This window comes from Nonomuraea purpurea (genome assembly GCF_042650645.1).
Lineage (GTDB): Bacteria > Actinomycetota > Actinomycetes > Streptosporangiales > Streptosporangiaceae > Nonomuraea > Nonomuraea purpurea.
Window position 1 is genome coordinate 357,612 of sequence record NZ_JBHSBI010000006.1, and the last position, 17,646, is coordinate 375,257.

Sequence of the window (17,646 nt, forward strand, 5' to 3'; positions counted from 1 at the left end):
ACGCTCGCCATTTCGGCTTCCTCCCGGCGAACCGGGTGCTCGGCGTGGTCGTCCGCCGCGGCGGGTGCGCAGGCGCGGGATGATCCATACATGACGGATGAACCGGACGAGGATTCCGGAGGTGCGGACGGGCAAGCACGGAAGCGGCGGGTGTGGCGATGGACGGCGCCGATCGGGTTGGCCATCGTCGTAGTGGTGACCGTCGCCGTCGGGGTGCGGCTCCTGGCGGACGAGCCGGGCCGCGGTTCGCTCACGACGTACGAGACCGAACCGCCCGCACCTACCCGGACGCCGCGTTTCGTGATCATGGTGGGCGCCAACAGTCCTCCGCAGGAGCCTTGGCTTCAGGTATACGAGGTGAAGAAGAACTACGGGCAGCGGCCGACCGACTCGGTCCGGTCGCCGTCGCCGTCCCCGGGCCAGGCCCAGGAGATCGTCGCGGGTCCGGGCGGAACGTTCGTGGTCGCCGCCTCCCGGGCCGAACCGTGTGAGTCCCGGCTCTACCGCTTCCGCCTCACCGGCGAAGGGCACGCGACCGCGGTCACGCCGGTGCCAGGGGGCATCGCTCCGGCGCTGGTGGCGGGCCTGGCGATCAGCCCGGACGGCCGCCGGATCGCCTACACCACGGCACCGTGCGCCGACGATCCGTCGACGCCACCGGCTGCGGCGTCCCCGCCACAGGCCGCGAGCCCACCGAGCGCCACGCTGACCGTGCTCGACACCGCCACGGGACACCACCGCACCTGGACCACGGGCGGGACGTCGGTCATCGGCGAGATCGTCTGGGCCCGCGACAGCCGGACGCTCGGCTACACCACCGGTGACGTCAACGCCCGTACACCGCCGCCTTCGCCTGACGGCACCGCCGAACCACCCGGCGACGCCATCGGCAACGTCACGGTGCGCGCCCTCGACACCGACGCGCCCGGCACCGATCTGCTCGCCGGCCGCGTGCTGTTCCGCCCACCGGACGGTACCGGCACGGTCACCAGCGCGGTCATGAATCCGGACGGCCGGACCGGCTACGGCATGATGAGCAAGGGTCGGCCGCCGAGCACCATCATGTTCTCGTTCGCGGAGGGCAGGCCGATGCACGTGACCAAGAGCATCCCACCCGACCCGGAGGGAACCTTCACGTTGCACACCTTCAGCACAGGCGACGAACCCCGATACGCCTGCCTGAACGGCATCGACGCCTTCGGCAGAGCGACCGAAGGCACCTTCGGTTCACGGAGTTTCGGGCGATGCGGGACCGCATGGGGCTACTGAGCCGTCTCCAAGGCGACCAGGCGCACGCTGCCCAGCACGATCGGCACCCCGCAATCGGCCTTTCACGAGCCGACGCAAGCCGGACGGGCGGTCCGCCGTCCGGCTACTGTTGCTTCGCATGACCCACACCGAGATCGAGATCACCGCGGAGTTGGTGCGGGATCTGCTGCGCGACCAACACCCCGACCTGGCCGATCGCCCGGCGAGCCTGGGTGCGCGCGGCTGGGACAACCAGCTGTGGCGGCTCGGCGACGATCTCGCCGTCCGGTTGCCCTGGGCCACGCAGGACGCGGACGAGCTGCTACGCAAGGAGCACGCCTGGCTGCCCACCCTCGCCCCTCGACTTCCGCTGCCGGTTCCCGTCCCCCAGCGCCTCGGCGAGCCCTCCGCGCTGTATCCGCGACCCTGGATCGTCACCACCTGGGTACCGGGCGAGCCCGCCGACCGCGCCCCCGTCACACGCGCCGCGAAGGCGGCCGACGCCCTAGCCACCTTCCTGATGGCTCTGCACCAACCCGCCCCCGAACAGGCTCCCACCGGCCGGGACCGCGGAGGGCGGCTGGCCGACCGCTCCGAGGGGTTCGTCAAGGGGCTCGCCTCGGCCACCGAGATGGGGTTGATCCCCGACCCGGACGCCGTCCGCGCCGTCTGGGACGACGCCGTCGCCGCGCCCGACTGGACAGGCCCGGCGCTCTGGCTCCACGGCGACCTGCATCCGGCCAACGTCCTGACCGCGGACGGCACCCTCTGCGGCGTGATCGACTTCGGCGACCTCTTCGCGGGCGATCCGGCCGGAGACCTCGCCGCCGCCTGGAGCCTGCTGCCGGACGGCGCCGCCGACCGCTTCTTCGCGGCTTACCAGCCGACCCCGGACGCCGCGACCCTGCGCCGCGCCCGCGGATGGGCGGTACGCCGCGCCCTCGGCGGCATCCAGATCGGAGAAGCCGGCGTCCGCGGCCGCCCAGGCGGCAAGGCCACCTGGGGCCCACCCGCCCAAGCCGCGCTACGACGCCTCATCGCTGAGCCGCGGGAGACCGGCTGAAGCTCGCAAGGAGAACATGAGCGGGATCCTGGGCGCGCCCTCCGGCAGGCGGTAGCCCGTGTGGTCGCCGGACATCGTGGCGAAGCGGCAGAAGAGCGTGTGGTCGTGCTCGTGCAGGAAGTCCACCCGCAGGCCCGCCGCCGCCACCGCGCTGACGACGTCGCCGATGCTGTGCTGGAACTGCACGGACGTGTGGGACTCGATCAGTCGGCCACCGGTGTAGGTGTGCGGCTCCTCCCACACGTGCGGCCCCCGGTCGAAGTAGTCGTAGGTGACCGTCGTGCCGGTCTCTTCATCAAGGACTTGCGGAAAAGGGTGGAATTCCGAAAGGTAGAGGAATCCGCCCGGTTTCAGCAGCGCGGCGACCGCCTCCGCCCAGCGGGTGAGCTCGGGCAGCCACACCAGGGCGCCGAGGCCGGTGTAGACGATGTCGTAGGTCTCGCCGAGCGCCTCGACCGCGTCGTAGACGTCGGCGGTGACGAACCTCGCCGGGATGCCGCAGTCGGCGGCGATGGCCCTGGCCTGGTCGATGGCGGCGTCGGAGAAGTCGAGCCCGGTCACCTCGGCGCCGAGCCTGGCCCAGGAGAGCGTGTCCAGGCCGAGGTGGCACTGCAGGTGGGCCAGGCGGCGGCCGGACACGTCACCGACCTCCGCGACCTCGAATGGTCTCAGGATGCTCCGGCCGTTGGCCTTGAAACCGTTGACGTCGTAGAAGTCGCTGTCGACGTGGATCGGGACCCGTGCGTTCCAGTTGGCCCGGTTGGTTGTCAGGTAGTCCATGGCACTGGAGCGTAAGCAGGAACGCGGCCGCGACGCCTTCCATTAGACGGCCGGCCGCTCAGTCACCGCCCACGGCGACGAACCCCGTCCCGGCGCGGTAGTTCGGCGACTGGTGCCGGAAGTAGGTGTTGTAGACCTCGCAGTAACGCCCCCCACGAGCCAGCAGCGCCGTATGGCTGCCTTCCTCCACGATCCGCCCGTGATCCAGCACGATGATGCGATCGACGTGCTCGATCGTCGACAACCGGTGCGCGATCACGATGGACGTCCGCCCGGCCAGCACCAGATCGAGCCCTTCCTGGATCTGCGCCTCGGTCAGCGGGTCGACGCTCGCCGTGGCCTCGTCCAGCACCACGATCGCCGGGTCCTGGATGAGCAGCCGGGCCAGCGCGACGAGCTGCCGCTGCCCCATCGACAGGGCCCGCCCGTGCTCGCCCACGTCCGTCTCCAGCCCGTGGGGAAGGGCGTCGATCCAGTCGCCGCCGCCGACCGCCGCCGCTGCCGCGGCCACCTCGTCGTCGCCGGCGTCCGGCCGAGGGTAGCGGATGTTGTCGGCCACCGTGCCGCTGAACAGGAACGGGACCTGCGGCACCGCCCCGATCTGCCGACGGTAGCCGCCCAGTTCCAGGCTCCGGATGTCGTGGTCGTCGATGAGCAGCCGCCCCTCCTGGAACTCGTAGAAGCGGGTGATCAGCTTGCTGAGCGTCGACTTGCCCGCGCCGGTGTGTCCCACGAGCGCCACGGTCTCGCCCGCCTCGATGCGCAGGTCGAAGTCGCGCAGCACGGGGTGGGCCGGGTCGTAGCCGAAGGTGACGCCCTGGAACTCGATGCCGCCCGCCAGCCTGCCGGTCGGCCGGGTGTCGGTCTGCACCACGCGGGGCGGGGCGTCGATCAGGGCGAAGACCCGTTCGGAGGCCGAGAGCCCCTGCTGGAACTGCGACCAGAACGCGGCGATGGACGTCAGCGGGAACCAGAAGAGCGAAACCCCCTGCAGGAACAGGTACCAGTCGCCCGCCGACAGGCCGCCCGAAAGCACCGCGCCACCGCCGAGCTGGACGAGCGCCACCGTCGCCAGCCCCGCCACCAGGAACAGCACCGGGAAGATGCCTGAGAAAACGAACCCCTGCCGCAGCGTCACCTGGTAGCTCTGCTGGTTGATGGGCCGGAACTCGTCGTAGACCTGCCGTTCCTGCCGGAAGTTCTTGGCGACGGCGATGCCGCCCATGGTCTCCTGCAGGTTGGCGTTGACGCGGCTCAGCGAGCGTTGCGCCTTGCGCGTGCTGCTGCGGGCCAGCCGCCGGAACAGCAGGGCCAGCCCTATCACGACCGGCACCACCAGGAGCGTCAGCAGGGCCAGCTCCACGCTGCGCAGGAACAGCAGTACCGTGACGAACCCCACCATCAGCACCTGGCTGATGAGGTCCATCGTCAGAGTCGACACGGTGGCGAAGTCATCGGTGTCGGACGTGACCCGGCTGACGATCTTGCCGGACGGCGTCTCGTCGTAGAACGACAGGTCGCGTTCCAGCACGGCGTCGAAGGCGTCCTCGCGCAGCCGGAGCACCACGTCGCCGGTGACGCGCGCGCTCTGCCACTGCCGGATGAAGTTGAACACCCAGGCCAGCACCCCCGACAGCAGGATCCCGGCCGTGAGCTGCCAGCCCACCTCCGCGATCGTGCCCGTCTGGAGCGCGTCGACGGCGTAGCTGACCAGCAGCGGGATGGCGGCCTGCGTCATCGACAGCAGCACGATCATGCCCGCGACCAGGAACATCGCGCCCATCCTTGGCCGGAAGTACGGCAGGATCCGGCGGAGCAGGTCGCGGTCGCGGTAGGTGCGGTCGTAGTCCTCGGCGTCGAGGCCGTCCATGATGAAGCCCATCAGCGCAGCCCTCCCTGCTCGCCGGCCAGCACCGACTCCTCGGGACCGGCCACCTCCATCTCGTCGTAGTGGGCGAACACCCGCCGGTAGAGGCGGCTGCGCGCGATGAGCTCGTCGTGCGTACCGAAATCGACGACCTCGCCGCGTTTCAGCAGCAGCACCTTGTCGGCCCACCGGATCTGCGACAGCCGATGAGTGATGAGCAGCGTCGTCCGCCCTTCGAGGATGCGTCCGATGGCCTGCTGGATCTTGTCCTCGGTGGCCGAGTCGATGGCGCTGGTGGAATCGTCCAGGACGAGGATCGCCGGGTCGGTCAGCAACGCCCGCGCGATGGCCAGCCGCTGCCGCTGCCCGCCGGAGAGCGTGACGCCGCGTTCCCCGATGACGGTGTCGTACCCCTCCTCCAGTTCGGCGATGAACTCGGCGGCCTGCGCGTCCTCCGCGGCCCGCACCACCGCTTCGCGGTCGGCGCGCTGGCCCAGGCTGAAGGCGATGTTCTCGGTCACGGACCGCGAGAACAGCACGATGTCCTGCTCGATGGTGGAGATCTGGGAACGCAGGGAGTCGAGGTCCCATTCGCGTACGTCGACGCCGTCGACCAGGATCCGCCCCGAGGTGACGTCGTAGATGCGGGGCACCAGCTTGGTCAGCGTGCTCTTGCCCGACCCGGTCTCGCCGACGATCGCCACCGTCTCGCCCGGCCTTACGGTGAAGCTCACGCCGCGCAGCGCCGGCTCGCCATCCTCGTAACCGAACGTCACGTCGTCGAAGACGATCTCCCCGCCGATGGACGCCGCGTGCCCGTCGGCCCGCTGCTCGATCTCGGACTCGGAGTTGACGATGCTCAGGATCCGGCGCGAGGAGACGATGCCGATCTGGATCAGCGAGAACGTGAAGATCGACATCTGCGCGGGAAAGCCCAGCATGCCCATCAACCCCATGAACGCCACCAGGTCGCCGACCGTGATCGCCCCGATGCTCTGGAGGTAGAGGGCGTGCCAGAGCGCCCCGGCCATCGCGAAGGAGAACAGCAAGGTCGGCAGGTAGCGGGCCTGGACGAGCCCGTTGCGCAGGAAGGAGTCGCGGTAGCGGCGCGCGTGACTTCTGAACCGCCGCCGCTCCTGCCCCTCCTGCGCGGTCACCTTGATCACCTCGATGCCGCGCACGGCCTGGTTGAGCACCGCGTTCAGCTCCCCGAACTGCTCGCGCATGAGGGTCGCCACCGGGTTGAGCCGGCGCATGTAGTGCCAGAGCGCGATCGCGAACACGACCGCGAAGATCCCGGGCGACAGCAGCAACCGCGGATCGATGGCCGCGATGAAGAACAACGGCACGATCCCGGAGAGCCCGGAATCCACGATCAGATCGACGCCCGGCGTGATCATGATCGACAACTGCCGGATGTCGTTGGCGGCCCGAGCCATCAGATCGCCCACCCGCTGCCGGTTGTGGAAGGTCTGGCTCTTGCCCAGCAAACTCACGTACAGCTCGTCACGCGCGTCCCGCTCAAGCCGCTTGGCCATCACCTCGCTGGACAACCGCGCCACCAGATCGAACAACCCCCGACCCGCCACGACGGCCAGCAGGCCCAGCGCGAGCGCCCACAGGGCGTCCATCGGCTCGCCGCGCTCCCCCAGCACGGCGTCGAAGGCGGCCCCGGTGAACTGCGGCACCGAGGCGTTGAGCACCGTCATCACCAACGACCCGCCGAGGAACCCGACGAGGTAGAGCGGATGACGCCGCAGATGCGACCAGAGCCACCGCACGGGGCCACGCCGGTTGAACCGTGGACCGGAAACGGAGAACTCGGACGTGCTGGTAGTCACGGGCACCGCCCCCGATGCGGGCTAGGAAACTTCGAACCTGCTTTCTACCACCGCCCACCGACAGTTTCCCAGCAGTTTTCCCGGCCCTTGAAGCGCAAGCGGGCGGTGCCCCAGACCGTGCCATCCGGCGCGCGTAACCTGGTGCGGGTCGCGCAGCCCAGGCAACCTTGGGAGGGACCCTAGGCGATCGTGGCGAGGACTCGGTCCAGATCGTCGAGAGTGCGCAGCCAACCTGTTTCGGTTTGCGCGGCCCAGGTCTTGTCGGCGAAGGTGTGCGTGAAAGTGAGCAGGCAGCCCTCGCCGTCAGGGGCGAGTTCGAGGCGCAGGTCGTGCACGCCGGTCGTCTCCTCGTACTCCCGGAACGCGAAGGTCTTCGGCGGATCGAGCTCGGTGATCTCGGCGCGGACGGCGGTACCTTCCTCGTCTCGGAACAGGATGGCGCCGCCGACGTTCAGGTCCAGTTCCTCGGCGGTCATCGGGTACCACTGGCTGAGGTGCGACGGCTCAGTGATGGCGCGCCACACCTTCTCCGGGGGGTGCGGGATGCGCCGCTCGAAACGCAGTGCCCACCTGTCGCCCACGGGCCGCAGGAGGTTATCCATCGTCGTCCTTTCCATCGGAAATGTCCGGCATCGCGTCCAGGTGCTGTTCAAGTGCGTTCAGCCGATCCGCCCAGAAACGCCGGTAGGGCCGCAGCCATGTGTCGATCTCCATGAGCGGCTCAGGCCGCAGCCGATAACAACGGCGCTGAGCATCCTGGCGGACCTCCACCAGGCTCGCCTCCCGCAGCACCTTCAGGTGCTTTGAGACTGCCGGTTGAGTCAAGGGCAGCCGCTCGGCCAGCTCACCGACCGAACGCTCCCCGCCGCGAAGCAGGTCCAAGATCTCCCTGCGCCGCGGCTCGGCGAGCACCTCGAACATTGTTGCCACACGAGGAATATACCTTAGCATTCATATAACGCAAGCAGCATATAAGCGCCTGGACGTAGCAGCCCGTCCATGTCGGCTCAGATGTCGGTGGCTCGCTCGTGGCGGGGTTCGTACATGCCCACCTCACCGCCGCCCGGCAGGCGGAACCTGGTCAGGCGGCCCCACCCCGCCTCCGTGATCGGCTGCGTGAACTCGACGCCTTTCGAGGACAGCTCGTCCACGGTCGCCTCGACGTCGTCGCACATCAGGTAGAACTCGTGCGACGCGGCGCCCTCCGCAGGATGCACCGCAAGCTCCGAGGGCGGCAGTTTGAAGATCAGCCAGCCGCCACCCGCATCGACGTGCGGATAGTCCAGTACATCCCGGAAGAAGGCCCGGTCGGCTTCCGCATCACGGCTGTAGAGGATGACGTGCCCACCATTGATCATGCTGCGATGATAGGAGAGAGGACCGGCACAGACGTGGCACACCTGCGGAGAGTCCTCCAGAGTCGCTGAGCGCATCCACGCCTGACCCCGGCCAGCACCTCCGCGTGCACGTGCCAACCGTCACACTGAGCGCGACTTACGGGTGGCGGGCCGCCGTGAGCCAGTGGTAATCATGCTCACACCCGATGGCAATCGAAAGGATATTCGTGCGCACACGTAAGCTGGCGACTCTCCTGGCCGGCGCAGCCCTGGCTACCTCCACCACGCTCGTGGTGGGCGCCGCTCCGGCCAGTGCCGCCGGCCCCTGCGGCAGCAGCTACTCCCGGATCGGCGCCTACCGCATCCCCGAGGACGGGACCCGCACGGGCACGCTAGAGGTGTACTACAGCTCCAGCACCGGAAGGAACTGCGCCCTGACCTACGGCTACGGCGCTTACGCCAACACCACAAGCTGGAAGGCTGTCAGGATCTCAAAAGGTGACGGCAGCGGGGGACAGAAAAATGGCGGGCAGTTCACGTACTACGCCGGTCCGGTGTATGTCTCGGCGCCTGGCCAATGTATTGACGTTGTCGGAGAGGTACCGGCCGGGGTGAGCCTCGAGCTCAACAACGTGCACTGCGGCTGACCCTCTTCTGGCCAGACCGGGTGCCCTCCAGAGGGACGTGGAGGGCACCTCGGCAGGAAAGGTCGCGAGAGGCGACCTCCCGCTACCTGCTCGACGGCACGCCGCCCGCGAAGGGAGCCACCTGCCGGCCCGACACGGTGCCCTTCACCACCGCGGCGACGACCGACCGTCCGGGGCCGGCCTTCAACTCGTGAATCACGTGGTCTCGCCTGCGGGAACGACCTGAACTCGCTTTTGGGGGGCGGCGTCCAGGGCGACCACGAGCCGGACGGCGCTCCCCCGCGCCCCAAGTGCCCACATCATCAAGGCCCGCCGCTCTCGCCCCATGACACCAGGGGACTGCGACCAAGGCTCGTTCATGGTCCTTTGCTCTGTGGGCAGCCGGGAGGGCGGTCCCGAGTAGAACCAATCCGTCTCCTGCAGGAGACCCAGCACCCGGTTCTGGAGCCACTCCCACTCGTCGTCGATCTTCTTCAGCTGGCCGCGCCCGCCGACGGCGCGACGCAACTCCCGTCGCCTCCAGGGTTCCAGGGAGCGGTAGCAAGAGATCCACTCCCTGTCGGCGCTGTGCAACTCCGCCAAGGAACGGCCCTTCATCGAATTCCCGGCCGTCAGGACTCGATCAATGATGAGCCCCGCAAGCGTGGTCCCGAACCAGAACAACTGCTCCTTGGGCGCGTTCACATACATCCGCTGCCGCTTCCCCAGCCTGCGGCTCAGTTCCCGGCGCCGCCGCTGGTCGCAGCACCACGGGAGCACAGTGCGGCCTACCGCTATCCAGTGGTCCATCTTCGCCAGGCGCTCGGCGCGCCATGCCTCGCCGACGGTGGGCTCCGCGAGGTATTGCCTGGTCAGGCTCTCCAGTTCCGCATCCACCTCAGAAACCGGTGCCCTCCGGCCACAGCCGGGGGCCGGGCAGCGATAGAAGCGGCTTGTCGTGTACCAGCCCACGTCCTGCGAGTCCACCACGACGGCGCCCTCGCACCGCGCGCACCGGAGAAAGCCCTCGCCTATGTATGGGGAATCCGACTCGTCCGGGATGCCGCTCTCCGGGGCGACGTCCAACTCGGTGCGCCTGAAGTTCCGCATCGTGCTTATGGCATCGTCAATCGTCAAACCGACATCCGCCGTCATACCGTCGCCTCATCTGTCGGGAAGTGACACTCAGGAGCTACGCCCAAGGGCGAAGTAGCGGTGTAACCACGGAGCACGCGTCCGGTCACTCGTCGAAGACCGTGACGGGGCTCCGGCATAGCCAGCAAAGACGCAGCATGATCTCGTCGGCCGGATGCGGCCGCTCGTCGCCGGGCTCGAGCAGGAAGCCGTGCGTGGTCGTCAGGTTCTCACCGCCTGTGGCCTCGTAGCAGGCCCGGCAGGCGGCGCTCCGGCACTTCGTGCAGCGGTACCCCCACCCGGCCAGGATCACCTCGTCGGCGCTCTGCCCGAAGTCCGCGGTGTGCCAGGGGTGGCCGCAGTCCGGGTCGTCGCAGGAGAACTCGACGTGGGAGCAGGGCAGGATCGGGTAGCCACAGCGGGCGCAGTGGGTCGGCGATGCCCTCAACTCCGGGAGCGGCGTGCGCTCGGGAATCTCGATCAGGGCGCCGTCGGCCTCGTCGAAGATCATGACCATGTCGCGGCCGAGGTTGCGGTACGGCGTCTCCACAATCACGTAGTAGCCCTCTTGGCGGACCTCCCGGCGACGCAGGTACTCCAGCGCGACGGCCTCGGTCTTGACCCAGAACACCTCGTAGACCTGGCCGTTGTCCTTCCTGTCCACAACGCTGGCGCTGCTCTCGACGGTGTCGGCGTACGAGCGGGTGCCGGGTTGGTTCGTGGACTGCTTTCGTCGTCGCCACCACATGGGTCAAGCATCAGGGCGTCAGACGGGACCGGTCCCGAGAACGAATGCCGGAGGGTGTTCGTCGGGCCGGGAACCCCGTTGACGTGGCCGCGCTCAACGCGCACACTCCCAGCGCCGGCAGCGAATAGCGCAGCCCCCGCGGACTACGCGGGTCGGCATGTCGTTGGGGTCGTGAAAACTGGCGACCTCGCGTAACAACTGTCGCGTGTTCAAGCGAAACGGCGCTCCGCCGAGACACGACAAACAGTTTGACCAGTAACGACCACATCTAAACGCATTCTTTCGGTAGTCGGTTGTGTTCGAAATGTAAGGACAAGGGCTGCCGTCTCAGATTGCGTTGGGACGACGGTGATGCGCCGGAGGATCCGCCAACGGCCTATGAACAGGGCAAACCCGCGTGTGCCAAAACGGTTTTTCCTGGATACCCGGCGACCGGCTTCAAACAAAACCTGGCACAACTCTTTTGCTCGTTGGACCGTGCCATTACGATCTCGTAGGCGCATCGCAAAGGGTCTGTACGGGGATGGAATCGCTCTGCGGTGGCATGACCATGTCCGGACCGTCGCGGAGGAATTCGAGATGTCCAACCCTTACGAGCAGCAGTATGACCCGAACACGGCCCACCCCCAGGCGTATGGCACGCCGCCGCCCGGCTACGGGCCGATGATGCCTCCGGGCCCCAACTACCACCAGCAGCGGATGCGCAACGGATTAGGCGTCGCCGCACTGGTCATCGGCATCATTGGGCCGCTGTTCGGCTTGATCCCGGTGCTGTTCTTCGTCGCCGGCACCCTCGGCCTACTGGCGGTGATCTTCGGTTTCGTCGGCCGCGCCCGGGCAAGCCGTGGCACCGCATCCAACGGCGGAATGGCGCTGTCGGGCGCCATCCTCGGCCTGATCTCCATGGGCCTCGCGACATGGGGGCTCGTCATCACGGTGAGCGCCGTGGGCGAGGCGGCGACGCAGCTCGATCAAATGATCGCCACTGCCAGCGCGGCCCCGGAGGCGGCCGACCCCAGCCCGTCCAAGAGCCAGGCACGCAAACCTATCGCGCTGGGTGCCGTCGCGAAGGAGCCGCCATTCACATTGAAGATCTTGTCTGTCAGCCGCGAGCAGACGGTGAGCAGCTCAATCGACAGTCACAAGGCCCAGGGCTCCTACGCGGTCGTTAAGGTCCTCGTGAAGAACACCGGCAACAGCCCGGCCGCGTTCCCCGGCACCGACGCGGGCATCCTGGACAGCGACGCCAAGCAGTACAAGATCGACTCCGGTGCGACGATCAGCCAGAATCTGGAGACGGACCAGGGCCTGTACGACGAAATCAACCCCGGCCAGAAGGTCACCCGAGTGCTGGTGTTCGACCTGCCGAAGAAGTCGGCACCCGTCGTGATCGCGATGGTCGGCGCCGAGGGCTCTGATGGGTCGTTGATGTATTTGGTGAAGGACAGCGAACTGGCATCTTGACCGCCGGCACCGGATCACCATTGCGCATGCGAACTTCCCAGTGGACCGCCATGGCCTTCGGTGCCGGACTGGCAGCCGTCGTCGTCTACCTGTACGGCCTGTGGGCCGGCGATTTCCTCGTCCTGCTGCCGTTGAGCGAATACTGCGTCGGCAAACTGGCCGACCCCGGCGTCTCATTGACGTGGTTCCCGCTCCGACACCTCTGCCATTGGCAGGACGGCACGACGAGCGACCTGGTGCCCGCCTACGTCAACCCGCTCCTGATCATCTTTCTGGTCATCACCGTCACCGGCATTGTGATGGCCATCCGCACAGCGCTCCGGAAAGCGGCCGTTCCGCCGAACCACCATCACGTTGAAACCTGAGGTAGCGCCAAGGACTTATCGAAGGGTGAAGCGATTACGAATCGCCTTGAACGCGACCCGAGCGGACCACATGCTCAGCTCAGCCGGGGACTGGTCGCGTTCTTCCTGTTCGCCTCCTTCGGCATGCTGTGGAGCGGACTGGCGCTCCCGCTCGGGCGGGTGCGCACCTGGCACAACCGGCACGACGGGCGGCTGACCCTGCACGACTATGACCGCTCCGGCGGCGTCGCCTCCGCCGTGCAGGATGCTGCCGAGGACGTCTACCGCGATCTGAGACCCCGGAAGCGCGCGTGCTGGTCACCGGTTAGCCGGCCGACATGCGTATCTGCTCCAGCGCTCCCATGAGCGTGCCCACGCGCCGACCTCCGCGATCGCCGAGCCGCAACATGCCGATCCGCCAGATGGCGTTCCGTGCCGCGTCCACCGCGTCCTCCTCCAGCGCCGCTTCCAGGACGCCCACTGCCAGGAACCGCGGGTGCCAGCCGTCCATCACGTCGGGTGGCGCGTCGGCGGGCGGAGCCTGGGCCAGCAGCTCGTCGCTAAAGCGGCGGACCTCGGCACGCAGCTCGGCGAGTATCGCCGGGGCGGGCACCTGCGCCAGAGCGGTCAGGACGCGGCCGACCAGCGGCACGTCCAGGCCGCTCAGCTCACATGCGGTCTCCGCCACCAAGGCGGCGATCTCGCGGGTCCTGCCAGGATCGGGGTTGGCCGCGAGGTCGGCCACGCGCGGGTCGGAGGCGAGGTAGGCCAGGTGGTCGAGCCGGTCCTGCTCGGCCACCTGCTCGCTTCCCGTGTCCGGTGAAGCGTGCAGGACAGCACTCAGATGCTCGCCCGCCAGCCACTCGGCATCCAGCCGCCGGCCGGTGACGGCCTCCCCCAGCGCCAACCCAGCCACGCGGAGATCGTCCTCTTCACACAGCTCCACCCAGGCCGACAGCGCCCCGGGCAGGTCCTCGGGCTCTTCGGGGTCGAACAGCTCAATCACGGCGAGCACCCGGCCATACTCGGCGTAAACCAGCTGCCCGTCCGCATTGGCATTCCAGAACACGCTGAGCGCCCGCCCATCACGGGACAACCGGGCCAGGACCTCCGGCCGCGACCCCTGGAAACCGTTCGGCTCGACCAGCACGGTCCACTTCCCCAGCACTCCGGCCAGCGCCGCGCCCGCGTGCGCGGGCATCGCATCGTACGCGGCCTGGACCGTCTGCTCATACGTCCGGCTGCCCGTGCTCTCCTCCTGCTGCCCGGCCGCGGCGAGCACGTCCGCGGCGGACAGATCCTCGACCCAGGTAACGCATAACGGCACGGTCAGCGTTTCCTCCACCAACCGGCCGTAATGCGCCAGCGTCTCCGCGTCCAAAACTCTCCTCTCGTCCAGTTCGGCGTACTCACTGCGTAGCCCTCGCTGGCAGACTCGCCCGGCCCGACGTACGCGGTACGGACTGACGGCGCGGCATGGACAGTGCGCGCCGGCCCGGGACTGTTCACGGTCGAGGACGGCACCGACGCCCCGAGCCCCGTCCTGTCCCGGCGGATAAAGTCCGGCGCGTCTCGCATCTTCAACCGCGAACGTTGATCATGTATCAGCCGTTCCCTGGCGTACGGAAGGATGAAACCACGTTCACCGGCTTGACCAACTGCTTTGCGAGGAGTGGCGGGATGTTCCAGAAGTTGACCGACCGGGCGCGGCGTGTTGTCGTCCTGTCCCAGGACGAGGCCAAGATGCTCGACCACGACTACATCGGTACCGAGCATCTTCTCCTCGGTTTGATCCGTGAAGATGAGGGCGTGGGCGCTACGGTCCTCAAGAACCTGGGCCTGAGCCTTGAAGACGTGCGCCGGCATGTTGAGGAGAGCCAGGGCCGAGGCCAGTCCGTTGTGTCGGAATACCTTCCTTTCACCCCGTCGGCCAGGGAAGCCCTCCAGTCGTCGGACGAGGAATCCTTGCAGCGTAGCCTCGACTACATCGGCACCGAGCACCTCCTGCTCGGGCTCGTCCGGGATGGTGCGAGTACGGCGGCCCAGGTGCTGGTCAAGCTCGGGGTCGACCTCGAGCAGGTCGGGCGGGCCACAGACGAACTCGTTCAGCAGCACAGGGTCAAATAGGCGCTCGGAAGTGATCAGAGGTTCGCAGGTGTGAGGCGGCTGCCGTCACGTTGGTCGACGACCCCCCGGTTCAGAGACCGATAGCGCGAGGTACCAGAGGCGGGATCTTGGTGTGCATCTTGCCTGTCGCGGGTGTCATCGTCGGGCGGCGGGTTCGTCGAAGCGGCCGTGGTGACGGGGTAACGCCTCTGTGCCATTGTGACGGCATGTCCGAGAACCAGGCCACCACGCCGGTCCCGCTTCCCCCGCCCCTGCGCTTACTGACTGAACGCGAGGATATCCACGTAGGGAATGCCTGCGTCGAACAAGCCCAAGAGTATTCCGTGGATTATTTTGTGGCCCAACAGCTCGTCTACACCTCTCTGGCCGCTTTAGGCCTGTTCCCGCTGCCGGGGGTTGTGGATCTCCCCGACGAGTACTGCCACGCGCTGAAACTGGCATGGGACACCACGCAGGACCCGGACCGCAGGAATCTCGGGAACTGGACCCGGTGCAACGGTGCTCCCGGCCACGGCAACACCGGCCACCACAACTACGACGTAGCTGATTGGTCTGACGGCGAGCCCGGCACTGTACCTGACACCAGGACAACCTGACGGCCTCACGGCGCGCTGCGCAGCTCAGGGCCCGGACGGCGGTCCGTCGGCCAGGCCCTGAGCGAGCGCGTCCGGTTCAGGGAGGATTCAGTCGCCGGGGCAGACGGTGTGTCCGCCCTGGACGGTGTCGGTCCACCCGTGGTCGTGCATCGTGCGGCTGCAGTACATGCACTGCTTGGTGCCAGGCACGTCGGAGTATCGAAAGCACCGCACCACGGCCCGGAACCGTCGGAGCTGCAGCGAACCGCCACTCAACCTGACCCGCTGCGCCCGCCCCTCTTTGCCGGAGCACCTTCCGTTCCATCGCCAAGGGGGTTGGGGGTGACGAAGGATGATCGTTACCATCGGTAGGGGCGGAGTGACGTCCAGCCAAGACTGTGCCGTCAGAACTCTCCAACCCTCCAAGCGTGAGGGATCCGTACTGAGGCGTAATGGAAAGGAAGACTGTGAGCGAAGTCAACGACCGTGCCAGGTGGGTCCTCGACGAGTACAACTCGACGTTCGATACAAATCGCCCAGGCCTCAAGGACCTGTACAAGCTGGACTCGACTCTGATCTTTGAATCCAGCCAGGCCGAAGGCACGGAGGACATCGTAGAGAAGCTGGTCGGGCTTCCCTTAAGCGACCGCAAGATCGACACCGCGGACATGCTGCCCGCAGGCGTCGACCATGTGGTCGCTGTGATGACCGGGACGGTCAAGATAGACGATCAGCGACAGCCTACGAGCTTCGCTCAGACGCTCATACTCGCGCGGGGTTACGACGACGACTACTACGTAGTGCGCGACATCTTCAAACTGATTCATTGAACCGCTCCGGGATCGATGGAGCCCAGCCGGCTCGTCGAGCGGGTGGTCGTCGTTCTTCCACCACTGGTGCGCCTCGACGAGGACGGGCTTCTTGCGGAGCTGCGGCATCACGCGCCTCGACGGTCGGGGAACATGTCGTCCCAGTTCACGGCCGCGCCGGTCGCCCGGCTGGAACCCGAGCGTCACGTACAGGCCGGCCAGGAACTCCGCCTTGACCGCCACGTCAGGGGCCAGTTTGGGAACGTCTCCGCTCAGGATGCCGCTGCCGGTACTGCTGAACCACGCCAGCACATCCAGCAGGCGGCGGACCGCCGCAAGCCCGTCCTCGTCGGCGATCTCGTACCCGTCGTGAGCGGAACGATTCCGCAGCCGCTGGATGTCGCGAAGGGCATCGATGACGTTCGCGCTGCGGATGTGCGGCTGCGCGCCTTTGATCAGATCGTTCAGAGCCTTGCCGCCGGGGTCGCCAGGGATGTTGTGGTGCCGCCACAGCTGCTTGAGTATCCGCTCCGTGATTTTGCCTACCAGGGCGATCGCGTTCTCCGGGTAACCGTCGCCGAGGGACTTGATCGGGCGCTCGAAGTCCAGGCCGAGATAGCGGGCGACCCGGGAGTGGTCATCAAGCTCGTTCCTGAGCTGGACTTCAGAAGGTAGGCCGCCAGAACGCCGACGGCAGCGTGCGCGCGACCTCGGTGAAGTCGCCGAGGTCGTGGATTCAGGCTGAGTGAAACAACCTCTCCTGCGACGGTCTGCGGCACAAACACCGCTCATCGATGTCGACATGCTTCGCCATCTCCACCAGTCCCGACTCCGGGATCAACCGGTGAATGTGGAAGCGGTCCCCGACCATGCCCTGCTGGCCAAGCCACCTGCACCCAACGGCGTGCACGCTCAGGTCCGCGGCCGTCGCGCCTACCTTCCACGCCTCAGCCAGCGTCACCGCCGATTCGCCTCTCTCGTAGGACCGACCGGCCACCTGTGCCAGGCGTTTCTCCAGATCCAGCAGGCTCATCCCGCACGCCGCCTGCTGCGTGCGCTCCTTATCCCGCCTGGCCTGCTCGCGGTCCGCCTTGGCTCGCGCCTGTTCCTTACGTGCAGCCGCCCTCTCATCGTGGAGGGCTCCAAGCTCCTCCATCAACGGAGCCAGGTCGGGGAAGTCCTTGGCCCAGGCACGGACCTCCTCCAGCGAGGCCCCCTGATTGCGGCTCACCCATTCCAGCTTGCCGGGCATCGTGGTACCAGTGCGGATCACCCCCTCGACGAGCAGGCGGCGATACTCGGCTACGGCCTTGTGGATTCTTTGTCGCAAGTCCGGCCGATCGCGCAAGAGGTCGCGGATCTCGGTTGCGGACCGCCACATGATCCTCATCGCCTTATCCGGGCTGCCCGTCCTGCGTACGTTCTGTAGAAACTTGTCGTACAGGTCGGACATCCTTGGCCTCCTCCACCATGTGGGTCCTGGGCGCGCTGGCTCACGCCTCCTGGATCACCGTTGGAGGGGACGATACCGGTCCGCGTCGATCTGCCACACGTCGAGGACCGCACCCGGCAGCGGCTCGCCCTGCCATCCCCCAATGGCTGGCGCCGGCGATCCGAGGGGGCCGGATCGACGTATCGGTCATGACGGATGGAAGTTGAGCAACGCAACTCAGTAGTGTGAGA

General features: G+C 67.4%; 20 protein-coding genes. 10 read left to right on the top strand and 10 right to left on the bottom strand.

Translation table 11 applies throughout. The annotated features are described in order from the left end of the window. Positions 1–90 precede the first annotated feature (90 nt). A complete protein-coding gene (locus tag ACFOY2_RS15175; protein ID WP_379528629.1) occupies positions 91–1,269 on the top strand; it encodes a hypothetical protein in 1,179 nt (392 codons plus the stop codon). A 118-nt stretch (positions 1,270–1,387) separates the two neighbouring features. Continuing rightward, a complete protein-coding gene (locus ACFOY2_RS15180; protein ID WP_379528630.1) occupies positions 1,388–2,311 on the top strand; it encodes an aminoglycoside phosphotransferase family protein in 924 nt (307 codons plus the stop codon). Here ACFOY2_RS15180 and ACFOY2_RS15185 read toward each other — a convergent pair. The 6 genes from ACFOY2_RS15185 to ACFOY2_RS15210 all read right to left on the bottom strand — a co-directional run bounded on the left by ACFOY2_RS15185 (position 2,273) and on the right by ACFOY2_RS15210 (position 8,157). Next, on the bottom strand, positions 2,273–3,091 hold the full coding sequence (locus ACFOY2_RS15185) for a class I SAM-dependent methyltransferase (RefSeq protein ID WP_379528631.1): 819 nt from the start codon (positions 3,089–3,091) through the stop codon (positions 2,273–2,275). The genes ACFOY2_RS15180 and ACFOY2_RS15185 overlap by 39 nt on opposite strands. A gap of 58 nt (positions 3,092–3,149) precedes the next feature. Then, a complete protein-coding gene (locus tag ACFOY2_RS15190) occupies positions 3,150–4,973 on the bottom strand; it encodes an ABC transporter ATP-binding protein (RefSeq protein ID WP_379528632.1) in 1,824 nt (607 codons plus the stop codon). Continuing rightward, complete coding sequence (locus ACFOY2_RS15195; RefSeq protein WP_379528633.1) at positions 4,973–6,799, bottom strand: ABC transporter ATP-binding protein; 1,827 nt, start codon at positions 6,797–6,799, stop codon at positions 4,973–4,975. The genes ACFOY2_RS15190 and ACFOY2_RS15195 overlap by 1 nt, the downstream gene beginning before the upstream one ends. A 179-nt stretch (positions 6,800–6,978) precedes the next feature. Continuing rightward, on the bottom strand, positions 6,979–7,401 hold the full coding sequence (locus ACFOY2_RS15200; protein WP_379528634.1) for an SRPBCC domain-containing protein: 423 nt from the start codon (positions 7,399–7,401) through the stop codon (positions 6,979–6,981). Then, positions 7,394–7,720 (bottom strand): ArsR/SmtB family transcription factor, encoded by a 327-nt coding sequence (locus tag ACFOY2_RS15205; protein ID WP_379528635.1) that lies wholly within the window; start codon positions 7,718–7,720, stop codon positions 7,394–7,396. Before ACFOY2_RS15205 ends, ACFOY2_RS15200 begins: the two co-directional genes overlap by 8 nt. 86 nt (positions 7,721–7,806) lie before the next feature. Beyond that, the gene (locus ACFOY2_RS15210; protein ID WP_379528636.1) at positions 7,807–8,157 is read right to left on the bottom strand and encodes a VOC family protein; all 351 of its coding nucleotides are present in this window, start codon (positions 8,155–8,157) and stop codon (positions 7,807–7,809) included. A gap of 185 nt (positions 8,158–8,342) precedes the next feature. On the opposite strand from ACFOY2_RS15210, the gene ACFOY2_RS15215 reads away from it, so the two are divergent. Further along, positions 8,343–8,783 (top strand): hypothetical protein, encoded by a 441-nt coding sequence (locus ACFOY2_RS15215; protein ID WP_379528637.1) that lies wholly within the window; start codon positions 8,343–8,345, stop codon positions 8,781–8,783. Between the two features lie 195 nt (positions 8,784–8,978). Here the strand turns inward: ACFOY2_RS15215 and ACFOY2_RS15220 are convergent, their stop codons facing one another. Both ACFOY2_RS15220 and ACFOY2_RS15225 read right to left on the bottom strand, forming a co-directional pair. Further along, positions 8,979–9,917 carry a hypothetical protein gene (locus ACFOY2_RS15220; RefSeq protein ID WP_379528638.1) on the bottom strand — a complete coding sequence of 313 codons (939 nt, stop codon included), beginning with the start codon at positions 9,915–9,917 and terminating at the stop codon, positions 8,979–8,981. Between the two features lie 85 nt (positions 9,918–10,002). After that, complete coding sequence (locus ACFOY2_RS15225; protein WP_379528639.1) at positions 10,003–10,644, bottom strand: hypothetical protein; 642 nt, start codon at positions 10,642–10,644, stop codon at positions 10,003–10,005. Positions 10,645–11,223: 579 nt separating this feature from the next. On the opposite strand from ACFOY2_RS15225, the gene ACFOY2_RS15230 reads away from it, so the two are divergent. The 3 genes from ACFOY2_RS15230 to ACFOY2_RS15240 all read left to right on the top strand — a co-directional run bounded on the left by ACFOY2_RS15230 (position 11,224) and on the right by ACFOY2_RS15240 (position 12,818). Continuing rightward, entirely contained in the window at positions 11,224–12,108 is an 885-nt protein-coding gene (locus ACFOY2_RS15230) for a DUF4190 domain-containing protein (RefSeq protein ID WP_379528640.1), read from the top strand. Then, the gene (locus tag ACFOY2_RS15235; protein ID WP_379528641.1) at positions 12,105–12,473 is read left to right on the top strand and encodes a hypothetical protein; all 369 of its coding nucleotides are present in this window, start codon (positions 12,105–12,107) and stop codon (positions 12,471–12,473) included. Before ACFOY2_RS15230 ends, ACFOY2_RS15235 begins: the two co-directional genes overlap by 4 nt. Before the next feature lie 123 nt (positions 12,474–12,596). Then, positions 12,597–12,818: an nSTAND1 domain-containing NTPase gene (locus ACFOY2_RS15240; protein ID WP_379528642.1), complete on the top strand. Its 222-nt coding sequence runs from the start codon at positions 12,597–12,599 to the stop codon at positions 12,816–12,818. On the opposite strand, the gene ACFOY2_RS15245 is transcribed toward ACFOY2_RS15240, so the two are convergent. Next, positions 12,778–13,833 carry a DUF6461 domain-containing protein gene (locus tag ACFOY2_RS15245; protein ID WP_379528643.1) on the bottom strand — a complete coding sequence of 352 codons (1,056 nt, stop codon included), beginning with the start codon at positions 13,831–13,833 and terminating at the stop codon, positions 12,778–12,780. The two genes, ACFOY2_RS15240 and ACFOY2_RS15245, sit on opposite strands and share 41 nt — an antisense overlap. Before the next feature lie 218 nt (positions 13,834–14,051). On the opposite strand from ACFOY2_RS15245, the gene ACFOY2_RS15250 reads away from it, so the two are divergent. The 4 genes from ACFOY2_RS15250 to ACFOY2_RS15265 all read left to right on the top strand — a co-directional run bounded on the left by ACFOY2_RS15250 (position 14,052) and on the right by ACFOY2_RS15265 (position 16,638). Next, complete coding sequence (locus tag ACFOY2_RS15250; RefSeq protein WP_379528644.1) at positions 14,052–14,579, top strand: Clp protease N-terminal domain-containing protein; 528 nt, start codon at positions 14,052–14,054, stop codon at positions 14,577–14,579. A 206-nt stretch (positions 14,580–14,785) separates the two neighbouring features. Further along, positions 14,786–15,175, top strand: coding sequence for a hypothetical protein (locus ACFOY2_RS15255; RefSeq protein WP_379528645.1), 390 nt, complete (start codon positions 14,786–14,788; stop codon positions 15,173–15,175). Positions 15,176–15,621: 446 nt separating this feature from the next. Then, complete coding sequence (locus ACFOY2_RS15260) at positions 15,622–15,984, top strand: ketosteroid isomerase family protein (protein WP_379528646.1); 363 nt, start codon at positions 15,622–15,624, stop codon at positions 15,982–15,984. 15 nt (positions 15,985–15,999) lie between these two features. After that, the gene (locus ACFOY2_RS15265; protein ID WP_379528647.1) at positions 16,000–16,638 is read left to right on the top strand and encodes a hypothetical protein; all 639 of its coding nucleotides are present in this window, start codon (positions 16,000–16,002) and stop codon (positions 16,636–16,638) included. A gap of 61 nt (positions 16,639–16,699) precedes the next feature. Here the strand turns inward: ACFOY2_RS15265 and ACFOY2_RS15270 are convergent, their stop codons facing one another. Further along, positions 16,700–17,416, bottom strand: a complete 717-nt coding sequence (locus ACFOY2_RS15270; RefSeq protein ID WP_379528648.1) for a hypothetical protein — start codon at positions 17,414–17,416, stop codon at positions 16,700–16,702. Between the last annotated feature and the right edge of the window lie 230 nt (positions 17,417–17,646).